The sequence below is a fragment of the Pseudomaricurvus sp. genome, assembly GCF_965662505.1.
GTDB lineage: Bacteria > Pseudomonadota > Gammaproteobacteria > Pseudomonadales > Cellvibrionaceae > Pseudomaricurvus.
The window spans coordinates 1-14259 of the sequence record NZ_CBFIHX010000091.1 but is presented as its reverse complement, the minus strand read 5'-3'; the positions used below and the strand labels follow the sequence as shown (position 1 = coordinate 14259).

Genomic DNA, 14259 nt, shown 5'->3' with positions numbered 1-14259 from the left:
CTTCGCGATTCGCGAAGGTGGCCGTACCGTTGGTGCTGGTGTTGTAGCTAAAATCATCGAGTAATCGGTGACCTGAAGGCCGAGTATTAAGGTCAGAGTGTTATTGACCTTAATGTCGGCTTTTGTTTTCTAGGCCAGTAGTTCAATTGGTAGAGCACCGGTCTCCAAAACCGGGTGTTGGGGGTTCGAGTCCCTCCTGGCCTGCCATATTTTAAATAGATCAGAGTGAAATAAGGTTGCTGCAATCTATGAGCGCAAATGTTGAAGCCAAGGAATATCGCCTTGATGGTCTGAAGTGGCTGTTGGTGGTTCTGCTGGTTGCTGCGGGCGTGGTCGGCAACTCCTACTACTCTGATGTATCAGTTCTATATCGCGTGCTGGCTCTGGTGGCTGGTGGTGCGATGGCGGTTTTTGTTGCTGTAAATACAGCCAAAGGCAATGCTTTTTGGGGTTTGTTGCGCGAGGCGCAGGCGGAATTTCGTCGCGTAGTGTGGCCGAGTCGTCAGGAAGTGAACCAGACCACCTTGATTGTGGTTGCCGTCGTAATCGTGATGTCGATTGTTCTCTGGTTGCTGGACACCTTTCTGGGCTGGCTGGCATCTCTCATTATTGGTTAGAGGTGGCACATGGCTAAACGTTGGTATGTTGTTCATGCCTATTCCGGCTACGAAAAGAAGGTCGCAGCAGCTCTGAAAGAGCGTGTTGAGTTGACCGGAATGCAAGACCAGTTTGGCGACATTCTGGTGCCTACCGAAGAAGTTGTTGAAATGCGCGGTGGGCAAAAGCGTAAGTCGGAACGCAAGTTCTTTCCGGGTTACGTGTTGGTGCAAATGGAGCTGACAGATGACAGCTGGCACCTGGTTAAAGAGACTCCGCGTGTTATGGGGTTCATTGGTGGTAAGGCGGATAAGCCTGCACCGATTACTGAGAAAGAGGCTGACGCCATCTTGCGTCGTGTTGATGACTCAGTAGACAAGCCCAAGCCCAAGACCATGTTTGAGCCGGGCGAAATGGTTCGCGTTATTGACGGGCCTTTCAATGACTTTAATGGTGTCGTTGAAGAAGTGAATTACGAGAAGAGCCGCCTGCATGTTGCTGTGCTGATCTTCGGACGTTCGACTCCGGTCGAGTTGGAGTTTGGTCAGGTCGAAAAGGCCTGATCTGATTCAAAAGGAAATTTTGGCCCTCTTCTGCCGTTGGTAGAGGAGGGCTTTCGCGTCTCTGAAAATTCAATATGACGTTTTCGTTGTGGCGGTTTCAGAGATAGGGGAGCCTGAGACGGTTGTCTGAGCCACAGACAGCTCGAGGCGCTAACACCCAACTTTGGGAGTAATTAACTATGGCTAAGAAAGTTGAAGCTTATATTAAGCTGCAAGTGCCTGCTGGTCAGGCCAACCCAAGTCCCCCGGTAGGCCCTGCACTGGGTCAGCACGGTGTGAACATCATGGAGTTCTGTAAAGCGTTTAACGCCCAGACTCAAGGCCTGGATAGCGGTTCTCCGGTTCCCGTTGTGATCAGCGTATACAGCGATCGCAGCTTTACCTTCACCATGAAGACTCCACCGGCTTCTTTCCTGCTGAAAAAAGCTGCTGGTATCAAGAGTGGCTCCGGTCGTCCTAACACTCAGAAAGTTGGCAAGGTCACTCGCGCTCAGCTGGAAGAGATTGCAACCGCCAAGCAGCCGGATCTGACCGCTGCTGATATGGATGCTGCTGTACGTACTATTGCAGGCTCTGCTCGCGCTATGGGTCTGGAAACGGAGGGTGTGGTTTAATGGCTAAGTTAACTAAGCGTCAACGCGCTATCCGCGAAAAATTGGATGTAACCAAGCAGTACGGTATCGAAGAAGCCGTAGCACTGCTGAAAGAAGTGTCTGCCGTTAAATTCGGCGAGACCGTAGATGTTGCTGTTAATCTGGGTATCGATCCCCGTAAATCCGATCAGGCTGTTCGCGGTGCAACCACACTGCCTAATGGTTCTGGTAAAGACGTTCGCGTTGCGGTATTTACTCAGGGCGCCAACGCTGATGCGGCTAAAGAAGCCGGTGCAGACATCGTTGGTATGGACGAACTGGCGGCTGACGTAAAAGCTGGCAACATGGATTTTGACGTAGTGATCGCTGATCCTGCGGCGATGCGTGTTGTAGGTCAGTTGGGTCAGATTCTTGGTCCACGCGGTCTGATGCCTAACCCTAAGACTGGTACTGTAACTCCAGACGTAGCGACTGCGGTTAAAAACGCAAAAGCTGGTCAGGTTCGTTATCGTGCAGACAAAGGCGGCATTGTTCACGGAGCTATCGGCAAGTTAACTTTCGATGCAAAGCTGCTGAAAGAAAACCTGGAAGCTCTGCTGTCCGATTTGAAAAAAGCAAAACCTGCTTCTGCTAAAGGGGTTTTCCTGAAGAAAATTTCCTTGAGCACCACTATGGGGCCAGGTGTTGTATTGGATCAGTCGTCTCTGGATGTCTAAGAGCGCTGATTAACGTACTTTGGGGTCTGGTTAGATTTCAGGTGACTTGAAAAAGTTATGCGAAATTGGCCAGGCCGTCAAAGACCGCAGGTGGGATCAGTGTTGCGGTAATCCGGTTGTTAGAAATCAGATTGCCAATATTCTGAACTCTTAATGTCCTGCGCAGACGGTGAGACCCAATTCAGTTTACAGGAGTTTGATGTTTTTAAGTCTGGCGTGTACGTCAGGGGTTGAAGGTATCAGGCTTCGCTGGATTTGATCACCGAAAACGTTCCGGCTTTGAAGTTTAAAGGTCGGGATAGAAGCAACGATTGGCGCTCCTTGTTCTGTATTGCAGGATTAAGTTGAGCTAATCAAATCCAGGAGAAATCTTGTGGCATTAGGACTCGAAGACAAAAAAGCGATTGTCGCTGAAGTCCAGGAAGCTGCTAAGGGCGCTCTGTCTGCTGTTGTTGCCGATGCACGTGGTGTATCTGTAACCGACATGACGGCCCTGCGTAAAGAGGCTCGTGAGAACGGCGTTTGGGTAAAAGTCGTTCGTAACACTCTGGCGCGTCGCGCAGTAGAAGGTACTGATTATGAGTGTCTGACTGACACTTTTGTCGGACCAACTTTGATCGCATTCTCTAACGAACATCCTGGCGCTGGTGCGCGTATTTTCAAGGATTTCGCCAAGGGTAACGACAAGTTGGAGCTGAAATCAGCCGCCTTCGAAGGTGCTGTGGTTGATGTCAATATGCTGGCTACCCTGCCAACGTACGACGAAGCAATCGCAAAACTGATGAGCGTGATGAAAGAAGCAGCCGCTGGCAAACTGGTTCGCACTATTGCAGCCATTCGCGACCAAAAAGAAGAGCAAGAAGCCGCTTAATTGCTCCCTTAGGGGATCGATACCAGGCTTTTGTAAATTATTTTCTGGGCAGGCTTTTAGGGCCGAAAATGCTCAACTAAATGTAGGAATAGACTCATGTCTCTGACTAAAGACGATATCATCAATGCCGTTGCTGAAATGTCTGTAAAGGACGTTGTTGAACTGATCGAAGCAATGGAAGAGAAATTCGGCGTAACTGCAGCTGCCGCTGCTGTTGCTGTTGCTGGTGGTGACGCTGGTGCTGCTGCTGAAGAGAAGACTGACTTTGACGTAGTACTGACCGGTGCTGGCGATAAGAAAGTTAACGCAATTAAAGCTGTTCGTGCAATCACCGGTTTGGGCCTGAAAGAAGCCAAAGCTATGGTTGAATCTGCACCTGCTACTATCTTGGAAGGCGCTGCTAAAGACGCTGCCGAAGATGCGCAGAAGCAGCTGGAAGAAGCCGGCGCTACTGTAGAGCTGAAGTAATTCAGTTGTTAGCGAAGGATAGGTTCGGTAGTCGGCTTAAAAAGGCTGCCTGACCTGGGGCTGGTGGACAATTGTCCGCCGGCCTTTTTGCCGTTCGTGACTGACGGTGATTCTCTAAAGCTGATGTTTATGCAGCCTTGGGACTCAAAGGGTCATAGTAGAGAGTGGGATTGTCGACTGTTGTTTGGGCCGTGAGGGCTATCGTGATAACAGGTCGGTCCGGGAATACTTCTCTGCGACGAGAATACCACGCGAGAGTTAGAGACTGAATCAGGTCGTATCGCTGTGGCGAGATGAAGCCTTATCCGTGAACAAGCTGGGGAATACTGATGGCTTACTCATATACTGAGAAAAAACGTATCCGCAAGGAATTCGGCAAACTGCCGCACGTCATGGATGTCCCGTTCCTCCTGGCGATACAGTTGGATTCATACCGGAAGTTTACTCAGGCAGACTTGTCTCCTGAGGCGCGTTTGGACGTTGGTCTGCACGCTGCATTTAAATCTGTGTTCCCGATCGTAAGCTACTCGGGAAGTGCTGCTCTGGAGTACGTAAGCTACGTACTGGGCAAGCCGGCATTCGATGTGACTGAATGTCAATCACGCGGCATCACCTTTGCTGTGCCTCTGCGCGTGAAAGTTCGTTTGATTATCTACGATAAAGAATCATCGAACAAAACCATTAAAGATATCAAAGAACAAGAAGTCTACATGGGCGAAATTCCGCTTATGACAGACAACGGTACCTTCGTGATTAACGGTACCGAGCGAGTGATCGTTTCCCAGCTGCACCGTTCACCTGGTGTTTTCTTTGATCACGATAAAGGTAAAACCCATTCCTCAGGTAAGTTGCTCTACTCTGCGCGAGTGATTCCTTACCGTGGTTCATGGTTGGATTTTGAATTCGATCCGAAGGATCTGGTGTACGTTCGTATCGATCGTCGCCGCAAATTGCCAGCGTCTATTTTGCTTCGTGCTCTGGGTTACACCTCTGAGCAGATGCTGGAAATGTTCTACGACACCAGTAAGTTCTTCATCACCGATGGTGAATACAAGTTTGAACTGGTTCCTGCGCGTCTGCGCGGTGATGTTGCCACTTTCGACATTAAAGATGAAAAAGGCAAGGTGATCGTGGAAGAGGGCCGTCGTATTACGGCTCGTCACATTAAACAGTTGGAAAAAGCCGGCATTACCGAAATGGACGTGCCGCGCGAGTACCTGTTGGGTCGTGCGCTGGCGCGTGATCTGGCTGACACCGAAACCGGTGAGCTGCTGTTTGAATGTAACACTGAAATTACCGAAGAGGTTCTGGCCAAAGTTGAAGAAATGGGCCTGGAAACTCTCGAAACTCTTTACACCAACGAACTGGATTGCGGTCCGTTTATTTCTGACACCCTGCGCGTAGACCCTACTCGCAGCGAGTTGGAAGCGCTGGTTGAAATTTACCGCATGATGCGTCCTGGCGAGCCGCCGACTAAAGAGTCTGCCGAAGCTCTGTTCCAGAACCTGTTCTTTGCTCAGGAGCGCTACGACCTGTCCAGCGTTGGCCGGATGAAGTTCAACCGTCGTCTGGCGCGTGAAGAAGATACCGGTGAAGGCACTCTGTCCAACGACGATATCGTCGATGTACTGAAGACTCTGGTGGATATCCGTAACGGTAAAGGTGTTGTGGATGATATCGATCACTTGGGTAACCGTCGTGTTCGCTCCGTGGGCGAGATGGCCGAAAACCAGTTCCGTGTTGGTCTGGTTCGTGTTGAGCGCGCGGTTAAAGAGCGTCTCTCCATGGCAGAATCCGAAGGTCTGATGCCTCAGGATCTGATCAATGCCAAGCCTGTTGCGGCGGCTGTGAAAGAATTCTTTGGTTCTTCCCAGTTGTCCCAGTTTATGGATCAGAACAACCCGTTGTCTGAAGTGACTCACAAGCGTCGTGTGTCTGCTTTGGGGCCTGGCGGTCTGACCCGTGAGCGCGCTGGTTTTGAAGTGCGTGACGTACACCCGACTCACTACGGTCGTGTATGTCCTATTGAAACGCCTGAAGGTCCGAACATTGGTCTGATTAACTCTCTGGCTACTTATTCGCGCACCAATAGCTACGGTTTTCTGGAAGCGCCTTACCGTAAAGTAAACAACGGTGTGGCCACTGACGAGATTGAATACCTGTCAGCCATTAACGAGGCCGGCTACATTATCGCCCAGGCATCTTCACCGCTGGATGAGAACAACAAGCTGACTGAAGATCTCGTATCTGTGCGTCACATGGGTGAATTTACCCTGAAGACCGCTGACGAAGTCGAGTATATGGATGTATCACCGCGTCAGGTGGTATCCGTTGCAGCATCCCTGATTCCATTCCTGGAGCACGATGATGCGAACCGGGCCCTGATGGGTTCGAACATGCAGCGTCAGGCGGTTCCGACCCTGAGGGCTCAGAAGCCTCTGGTGGGTACTGGTATGGAGCGCAATGTTGCTTCCGACTCCGGTGTGTGTGTGGTTGCCAAGCGTGGTGGTGTGATTGAGCGTGTTGATGCGGCTCGTATTGTGGTTAAAGCCCACAACGAAGAGACCGAGTCCGGTGATGCAGGTGTGGATATCTACAACCTGACCAAATACACCCGCTCTAACCAGAACACCTGTATCAACCAGCGTCCGATTGTGAAAACCGGCGACACAGTGACTCGCGGCGATATTTTGGCCGACGGTCCTTCTGTGGATCTGGGTGAGTTGGCTCTGGGTCAGAATATGCGTATCGCATTTATGCCCTGGAATGGTTACAACTTTGAGGATTCCATTCTGGTTTCCGAGCGTGTTGTACAAGAAGACCGCTTCACCACGATTCACATTCAGGAACTCACCTGTATTGCTCGTGATACCAAGCTGGGCAGTGAAGAGATCTCCGCAGACATTCCGAATGTTGGTGAAGGCGCTCTGTCCAAACTGGATGAATCCGGTATTGTTTACATCGGTGCTGAAGTTGGCCCGGGTGACATTCTGGTGGGTAAGGTTACTCCGAAAGGTGAAACCCAGCTGACTCCTGAAGAAAAACTGCTGCGTGCAATTTTCGGTGAGAAAGCCTCCGACGTTAAAGACACTTCTCTGCGTGTGCCGACCAGCACCAAAGGTACTGTCATTGACGTACAGGTCTTTACCCGCGACGGTCTGGAGAAAGATCAGCGTTCAGTTGAGATCGAAAAGTCTCAGTTGGACGGTATCCGTAAGGATCTGAACGAAGAGTACCGCATTGTTGAAGCCGCCACCTTTGAGCGTCTGCGCAATGCCCTGGTTGGCCAAAAAGCTTCCAGCGGCAAAGGCGTTAAGAAGGGCGAAGTCGTAACCGACGAGATTCTGGACTCACTGGAAAACGAGCAGTGGTTCAAGATTCGAATGGCAGACGATGTTCTGAACGAGCAACTGGATCGCGCTGAAGAGCAGTTGGTTGAGCGTCGCAAGATTCTGGATGAGCGTTTTGAAGATAAGAAACGCAAGCTGGAAACTGGCGATGATCTGGCACCAGGCGTACTGAAGATTGTTAAGGTTTACCTGGCAATTAAGCGTCGCATTCAGCCCGGTGACAAGATGGCTGGTCGTCACGGTAACAAAGGTGTTATCTCGGTCATTATGCCGGTTGAAGATATGCCGCACGATGCCAACGGTGAGCCTGTCGATATCGTTCTGAACCCGCTGGGCGTACCGTCGCGTATGAACGTGGGTCAGGTGCTGGAAATGCACTTGGGTATGGCTGCGAAAGGTCTGGGCGTTAAGATCGACAACATGATTCGCGAGCAGAAAGCGGTTTCAGAGGTTCGAGGTTTCCTGGAAGAGGTGTACAACACTACCGGCGAAGCTGCGAACAAAGAAGATCTGAACTCTTTCTCCGATACTGAAATCATGGAGATGGCCGAGAACTTGTGTGGCGGTGTGCCGATGGCGACAGCAGTATTTGATGGCGCGAAAGAGCGCGAAATCAAAGCTCTGCTACGTTTGGCAGATCTCTCCGATACCGGTCAGGTGCAGTTGTACGACGGCCGTACTGGTGATGAGTTCCAGCGTCCGACTACGGTCGGTTACATGTACATGCTGAAACTGAACCACTTGGTTGATGACAAGATGCACGCCCGTTCTACCGGTTCGTACAGCCTGGTTACCCAGCAACCGTTGGGTGGTAAAGCGCAATTCGGTGGTCAGCGCTTTGGTGAGATGGAAGTGTGGGCACTGGAAGCATACGGTGCTGCTTACACCTTGCAGGAAATGCTGACTGTGAAGTCCGATGACGTGGCGGGTCGTACCAAGATGTATAAAAACATCGTGGACGGCGATCACCGCATGGAGCCTGGCATGCCAGAGTCCTTTAACGTACTCGTTAAAGAGATTCGCTCCCTCGGTATCAATATCGAGCTGGAAACTGACAACAGCTAATTTGCCTTGTCAGTGATTGGTGGGAGCTTGCTCCCACCGGTGCCGGAAACTCCTGGGGTGTTTGTGTCAGATGATGACACCCAATACAGGAACTGTAGATAACAAGAGCTTTACCCCTGGGTGGGGCTCATTTTCGAGACAACTGGAGACAGTCCCTTGAAAGACTTACTTAATCTGCTGAAGTCCCAAGGTCAAACTGAAGAGTTTGATGCGATCCGTATTGCACTGGCGTCGCCAGAAATGATTCGTTCGTGGTCTTTCGGTGAAGTGAAGAAGCCGGAAACCATTAACTATCGTACCTTCAAGCCTGAGCGTGAAGGTCTGTTCTGTGCCAAGATTTTTGGCCCAGTCAAAGATTACGAGTGCTTGTGTGGTAAATACAAGCGCATGAAGCACCGCGGCATCATTTGCGAGAAGTGTGGCGTTGAAGTCACCTTGTCCAAAGTTCGTCGTGAGCGCATGGGGCACATTGAGTTGGCGTGTCCGACGGCTCACATCTGGTTCCTGAAGTCCCTGCCAAGCCGCATGGGTCTGTTGCTGGATATGACTCTGCGTAACATCGAGCGCGTGCTGTATTTTGAATCCTACGTAGTCACCGATCCCGGAATGACCACGTTGGAAAAAGGTCAGTTGCTGACTGATGAGCAGTACTTTGAATCTATGGAAGAGTTCGGCGACGAATTCGAAGCCAAGATGGGTGCTGAAGCGATCCAGGAGTTGATGGGTGACATCGACCTGGAAGCGGAAATTCAGCAGCTGCGTGAAGAGATTCCGAATACCAATTCCGAAACCAAAATCAAGAAACTGTCCAAGCGTCTGAAATTGCTGGAAGCTTTCTTTAACTCTGGCAACAAGCCTGAGTGGATGGTGATGGAAGTATTGCCGGTTCTGCCGCCTGATCTGCGTCCTCTGGTACCGCTGGACGGTGGTCGTTTCGCGACTTCCGATTTGAACGACCTGTACCGTCGCGTGATCAACCGTAACAACCGTCTGAAACGACTGCTGGATCTGAATGCTCCGGACATCATCGTGCGCAACGAAAAGCGTATGCTGCAAGAGTCCGTGGATGCGCTGCTGGATAACGGTCGTCGTGGTCGTGCCATCACCGGTTCCAACAAGCGCCCGCTGAAATCTTTGGCCGACATGATCAAAGGTAAGCAGGGTCGTTTCCGTCAGAACCTGCTGGGTAAACGTGTTGACTACTCCGGCCGTTCCGTAATTGTTGTGGGCCCGACTCTGCGTCTGCATCAGTGTGGTCTGCCGAAGAAAATGGCTCTGGAACTGTTTAAGCCCTTCATCTTCAGCAAGCTGGAGCTGCGTGGTCTTGCGACAACTATTAAAGCCGCCAAGAAAATGGTCGAGCGCGAAGAGGCTGTCGTTTGGGATATTCTCGACGAAGTGATTCGTGAGCATCCGGTTATGCTTAACCGCGCACCGACACTTCACCGTTTGGGTATCCAGGCGTTTGAGCCGGTTCTAATTGAAGGTAAAGCGATTCAGTTGCACCCACTAGTGTGTGCCGCCTATAACGCTGACTTCGATGGTGACCAAATGGCGGTACACGTACCGCTGACTCTGGAAGCTCAGCTTGAAGCTCGTGCTCTGATGATGTCTACCAACAACATCCTGTCACCGGCTTCCGGTGAACCAATCATCGTGCCTTCTCAGGACGTTGTTTTGGGCTTGTACTGGATGTCCCGTGAGCGTATCAACGCGCCGGGCGAAGGGATGGTATTTGCCGATACTCAAGAAGTGTCTCGTGCTTATCACTCCAAGAAAGTGGGGCTGCAGGCTCGCATCAAGGTTCGTATTACCGAAACCATTACCCGTGAAGATGGCGAGCTGGAAACCAGCACTTCCATCAAAGATACGACTGTAGGTCGTGTTCTGTTGTGGGAAATTGTGCCTAAAGGTATGCCGTTCGAGCAGGTTAACCGCCCAATGGTGAAGAAAGCCATCTCCGGTGTGATTAACTACTGCTACCGTATCGTTGGTCTGAAAGCGACGGTTATCTTCGCTGATCAGCTGATGTACATGGGTTATGAGTACTCCACCAGATCCGGTTCCTCTATTGGTGTGAACGACTTTGAAATTCCGGAAGCCAAACACACTCTGGTGGCTGCGGCTGACCAGGAAGTGAAAGAGATCGAAGCTCAATACGCTTCAGGTCTGGTAACTGCCGGTGAGAAGTACAACAAGGTGATCGATATCTGGTCCCGTGCCAATGACTTGGTTGCCAAGTCCATGATGGAAGGTATCAGTAAGGAATTTGTCACCAACCGCGACGGTGAAGAGGAAGAGCAGGACTCTTTCAACTCTGTGTTTATGTATGCGGATTCCGGTGCTCGTGGTTCCCCCGCTCAGATTCGTCAGTTGGCCGGTATGCGTGGTCTGATGGCGAAGCCGGACGGCTCCATCATCGAAACGCCAATTACGGCGAACTTCCGTGAAGGTCTGAACGTTGGTCAGTACTTCATTTCAACGCACGGTGCTCGTAAAGGTTTGGCCGATACCGCACTGAAAACTGCTAACTCCGGTTACCTGACTCGTCGTCTGGTGGATGTGGCGCAGGACGTTGTTGTGACGGAAACCGACTGTGGTACTGACAATGGTCTGACCATGGCACCTGTGATCGAGGGTGGTGACATCATCGAATCTCTGGGTGATCGTATCCTGGGTCGTGTTGTGGCTCGCGATGTGGTTCGCTCTGACAGCGACGAGATCTTGGTTCCTGCGGGCACCATGATCGATGAGAAGTGGGTTGAGCGCATCGAAGAGATGAGTATCGATGAGGTGATGGTGCGTTCAGCGATTAGCTGTGAAACCCGTCATGGTATCTGTGCTCAGTGTTACGGTCGTGACCTGGCTCGCGGTCACCGTGCTAACCCGGGTGAAGCGGTCGGTGTTATCGCAGCTCAGTCGATTGGTGAGCCGGGTACCCAGCTGACCATGCGTACGTTCCACATCGGTGGTGCGGCTTCTCGTGCCTCTGCGGTCGACAGCGTACAGATTAAGCAGGACGGTGTTGTTCGTCTGATCAACGTGAAAGTCGTTGAGAACGTTGCCGGTAACCTGGTGGCGGTATCCCGTTCCGGTGAGTTGGCGGTAGCTGATGCCAACGGTCGTGAGCGTGAGCGTTACAAGGTGCCTTACGGTGCTGAGATTACCGTGAAAGACGGTGAGCAAGTTGAAGGTGGTCAGTTCATCGCCAAGTGGGATCCGCACACACACCCAATCGTGACGGAAGTTGCGGGTAAGGTGGTATTTGCCGGTATGGAAGACGGTCTGTCTATCCGCCGTCAAACGGACGACCTGACTGGTTTGAGCTCCATCGAAGTTCTGGATTCAACCGAGCGTCCAGCGGCTGGTAAAGATCTGAAGCCTGCAGTAACTCTGGTTGATGAGAACGGCGCTGAATTGAGCCTGGCCAACACCAACGTGCCTGCGCACTACATGCTGCCTTCGAAAGCGATTCTGAGCATCTCCAACGGTGATCAGATCAACGTCGGTGACATTATTGCGCGTATCCCGCAAGAGAGTTCGAAGACCCGGGATATTACCGGTGGTCTGCCGCGGGTTGCTGACTTGTTTGAAGCTCGTAAGCCGAAAGAGCCGTCCATTTTGGCGGAAATTTCAGGCACTATCTCCTTCGGTAAAGAAACCAAAGGCAAGCGTCGTCTGGTGATTACACCTAACGATGGCCAGCCACTGCCAGACGGCTCGACTCACTACGAAGTGCTGATTCCGAAGCATCGCGTGATGACCGTGTTCGAAGGTGAGAAGGTAGAGAAGGGTGAAGTTGTTTCTGATGGCCCAAGCAATCCGCACGATATTCTGCGCTTGCAGGGTGTTGAGGCTCTGGCTCGCTACATCACTAACGAAATTCAGGACGTTTACCGTCTGCAGGGTGTGAAAATTAACGATAAGCACATCGAGGTGATCATTCGCCAGATGCTGCGTAAGGTGGAAATTGCCTCCATGGGTGACTCCTCCTTCGTTAAAGGCGAGCAAGCGGAATACAACCGTGTGCTGGAAGAGAACGAGAAGTTGCGTGCTGATGACCATCAGCCAGCCACTTATGATCGTCAGCTGCTGGGTATTACCAAAGCGTCTCTGGCAACCGAATCGTTCATCTCCGCGGCCTCCTTCCAGGAGACCACGCGAGTTTTGACCGAGGCGGCTGTAACCGGCAAGATGGATCACCTGCGCGGTCTGAAAGAGAACGTGGTTGTGGGTCGTCTGATCCCGGCCGGTACGGGTCTGGCTTACCACACCGAACGTCGCCGTCAGCGCGATGCCGAGATGGCGGTTGAGTCAGATGGGCCAACGGCAGCGGAAGTAGAAGCTGCGTTGACCGAGGCTCTCAAGTCCAGTGCTAGCTAATGGCAGAAATGCCTGTTGAATCAGGTAGTTAGCGACAAGCAGTTGCCATTCGCTTGTGGTTAGCTACCGGCTTCGAAAGCCCTCGTTCTTCGGGGGCTTTTTTGTTCTGGGGTGTAATCGATCACTGGTGTGTTTTTAGCCGGTTGACGTAGTTTTGTAAGTTCCGTACAATGCGCGACCCCTAGAAATTGGGGTGGATGTGTTGAGTGATTGACGCATTTATCATTTTTAACTGGCCTTAGTTTTTTTAAGGCATTAATGTTTTTGGAGTTATTTTTCATGGCAACGATTAACCAATTGGTTCGTAAGCCTAGAAAACGTAAAGTTCAGAAGAGCGACGTTCCTGCTCTGCAAGCTTGTCCTCAGCGTCGTGGTGTTTGCACCCGCGTTTACACCACTACTCCTAAGAAGCCAAACTCAGCTCTGCGTAAGGTTTGCCGTGTGCGCCTGACCAGTGGCTTTGAAGTGACTTCTTACATCGGTGGTGAAGGTCACAACTTGCAAGAACACAGCGTGGTACTGATTCGTGGCGGTCGTGTTAAAGATCTGCCAGGTGTTCGTTATCACACTGTTCGCGGTAGCCTCGATACCTCTGGCGTGAGCGACCGTCGACAAGGTCGTTCCAAGTACGGTGCCAAGCGTCCTAAATAAGACGCTGTGAACCTGTATTAACGTTTTCGGTTGAACCGAGTAAGGCTAAGCGCGCTCATAGTTAAATCAACAGAAGCAGTAAGGTCGGCGCAAGCAGACGGCATTGTGAACGTGACATAAGTTGTGAGAGCGTTGTCTTAGACAAACCCTGAAGAGAAGGCGAAGTAAAATGCCAAGAAGACGCGTTGTCGCTAAACGTGACGTATTACCAGATCCTAAGTACGGTAATGTCACCTTAGCGAAATTTATGAACATGGTAATGGTCAGCGGTAAAAAAGCCGTTGCAGAGCGTATCGTTTACGGTGCTCTGGATATCGTTGCTGAAAAAACCAGCCAGGACTCCATCGAAGTATTTGATGATGCTCTGGAAAAAATTGCACCAATGGTTGAGGTTAAATCTCGCCGTGTTGGTGGTGCAACCTACCAAGTGCCGGTTGAAGTTCGCCCTGCACGTCGTCAAGCGCTGGCTATGCGTTGGCTGGTAGAGTTCTCCCGCAAGCGCGGTGAGAAGTCTATGGCTCAACGTCTGGCGGGCGAGCTGATGGACGCATCCCAAAGCAAAGGTGGTGCAGTCAAGAAGCGTGAAGACGTTCACCGCATGGCTGAAGCCAACAAAGCGTTCTCTCACTACCGCTTCTAAGTTTAGTCTTAGTCAGTGTGTAGCGTGGCTGAAAAGCTGGGCCGAAAGGCCCAAACGCAATAAAGGCGCAATAAAAGGCAGCTACTATCGCTGCCTTTTGGCGTTTGAATGAAACGATTATTGGAGATTGTTTCTGTGGCACGAACTACCCCCATCGCACGTTACCGCAACATTGGTATCTGTGCGCACGTAGATGCTGGAAAAACCACGACGACTGAGCGTGTGCTTTTTTACACCGGTTTATCTCACAAGATTGGTGAGGTTCACGACGGTGCTGCTACCATGGACTGGATGGAGCAGGAGCAGGAGCGTGGAATTACCATCACCTCTGCTGCGACCACCTGTTTCTGGATGGGCATGCA

General features: G+C 51.3%; 11 protein-coding genes and 1 tRNA gene. All 12 read left to right on the top strand.

Annotated elements, in window-relative coordinates:
• Nucleotides 1-131: 131 nt before the first annotated feature.
• A tRNA-Trp gene (locus tag ACTG33_RS12470) sits at nt 132-207 on the top strand.
• Nucleotides 208-248: 41 nt separating this feature from the next.
• Nucleotides 249-617, top strand: coding sequence for a preprotein translocase subunit SecE (gene secE / locus ACTG33_RS12465; RefSeq protein WP_439135549.1), 369 nt, complete (start codon nt 249-251; stop codon nt 615-617).
• 9 nt (nt 618-626) lie between these two features.
• Nucleotides 627-1160 carry a transcription termination/antitermination protein NusG gene (nusG, locus tag ACTG33_RS12460; RefSeq protein WP_439135548.1) on the top strand — a complete coding sequence of 178 codons (534 nt, stop codon included), beginning with the start codon at nt 627-629 and terminating at the stop codon, nt 1158-1160.
• Between the two features lie 179 nt (nt 1161-1339).
• Nucleotides 1340-1774 carry a 50S ribosomal protein L11 gene (gene rplK / locus ACTG33_RS12455; protein ID WP_439135547.1) on the top strand — a complete coding sequence of 145 codons (435 nt, stop codon included), beginning with the start codon at nt 1340-1342 and terminating at the stop codon, nt 1772-1774.
• A complete protein-coding gene (gene rplA / locus ACTG33_RS12450) occupies nt 1774-2469 on the top strand; it encodes a 50S ribosomal protein L1 (RefSeq protein WP_439135546.1) in 696 nt (231 codons plus the stop codon). Before rplK ends, rplA begins: the two co-directional genes overlap by 1 nt.
• Before the next feature lie 373 nt (nt 2470-2842).
• On the top strand, nt 2843-3340 hold the full coding sequence (gene rplJ / locus ACTG33_RS12445) for a 50S ribosomal protein L10 (protein ID WP_439135545.1): 498 nt from the start codon (nt 2843-2845) through the stop codon (nt 3338-3340).
• Between the two features lie 96 nt (nt 3341-3436).
• The gene (gene rplL, locus ACTG33_RS12440) at nt 3437-3808 is read left to right on the top strand and encodes a 50S ribosomal protein L7/L12 (RefSeq protein WP_439135544.1); all 372 of its coding nucleotides are present in this window, start codon (nt 3437-3439) and stop codon (nt 3806-3808) included.
• A 329-nt stretch (nt 3809-4137) separates the two neighbouring features.
• The gene (gene rpoB / locus ACTG33_RS12435; protein ID WP_439135543.1) at nt 4138-8223 is read left to right on the top strand and encodes a DNA-directed RNA polymerase subunit beta; all 4086 of its coding nucleotides are present in this window, start codon (nt 4138-4140) and stop codon (nt 8221-8223) included.
• A 156-nt stretch (nt 8224-8379) separates the two neighbouring features.
• Nucleotides 8380-12606 carry a DNA-directed RNA polymerase subunit beta' gene (rpoC, locus tag ACTG33_RS12430; RefSeq protein WP_439135542.1) on the top strand — a complete coding sequence of 1409 codons (4227 nt, stop codon included), beginning with the start codon at nt 8380-8382 and terminating at the stop codon, nt 12604-12606.
• Nucleotides 12607-12885: 279 nt separating this feature from the next.
• Entirely contained in the window at nt 12886-13257 is a 372-nt protein-coding gene (gene rpsL / locus ACTG33_RS12425; RefSeq protein WP_167186863.1) for a 30S ribosomal protein S12, read from the top strand.
• A 169-nt stretch (nt 13258-13426) separates the two neighbouring features.
• Nucleotides 13427-13897 (top strand): 30S ribosomal protein S7, encoded by a 471-nt coding sequence (rpsG, locus tag ACTG33_RS12420; RefSeq protein WP_439135541.1) that lies wholly within the window; start codon nt 13427-13429, stop codon nt 13895-13897.
• A gap of 135 nt (nt 13898-14032) precedes the next feature.
• Nucleotides 14033-14259 (top strand): GTP-binding protein (locus ACTG33_RS12415; protein WP_439135550.1); only part of this gene is annotated, 227 nt, incomplete at its 3' end.

What these genes read in the sequence shown, in the direction of transcription:
- secE (WP_439135549.1), top strand. Translation starts at nt 249, where the DNA reads ATGAGCGCAAATGTTGAAGCCAAGGAATATCGCCTTGATGGTCTGAAG.
- nusG (WP_439135548.1), top strand. Translation starts at nt 627, where the DNA reads ATGGCTAAACGTTGGTATGTTGTTCATGCCTATTCCGGCTACGAAAAG.
- rplK (WP_439135547.1), top strand. Translation starts at nt 1,340, where the DNA reads ATGGCTAAGAAAGTTGAAGCTTATATTAAGCTGCAAGTGCCTGCTGGT.
- rplA (WP_439135546.1), top strand. Translation starts at nt 1,774, where the DNA reads ATGGCTAAGTTAACTAAGCGTCAACGCGCTATCCGCGAAAAATTGGAT.
- rplL (WP_439135544.1), top strand. Translation starts at nt 3,437, where the DNA reads ATGTCTCTGACTAAAGACGATATCATCAATGCCGTTGCTGAAATGTCT.
- rpoB (WP_439135543.1), top strand. Translation starts at nt 4,138, where the DNA reads ATGGCTTACTCATATACTGAGAAAAAACGTATCCGCAAGGAATTCGGC.
- rpsL (WP_167186863.1), top strand. Translation starts at nt 12,886, where the DNA reads ATGGCAACGATTAACCAATTGGTTCGTAAGCCTAGAAAACGTAAAGTT.
- rpsG (WP_439135541.1), top strand. Translation starts at nt 13,427, where the DNA reads ATGCCAAGAAGACGCGTTGTCGCTAAACGTGACGTATTACCAGATCCT.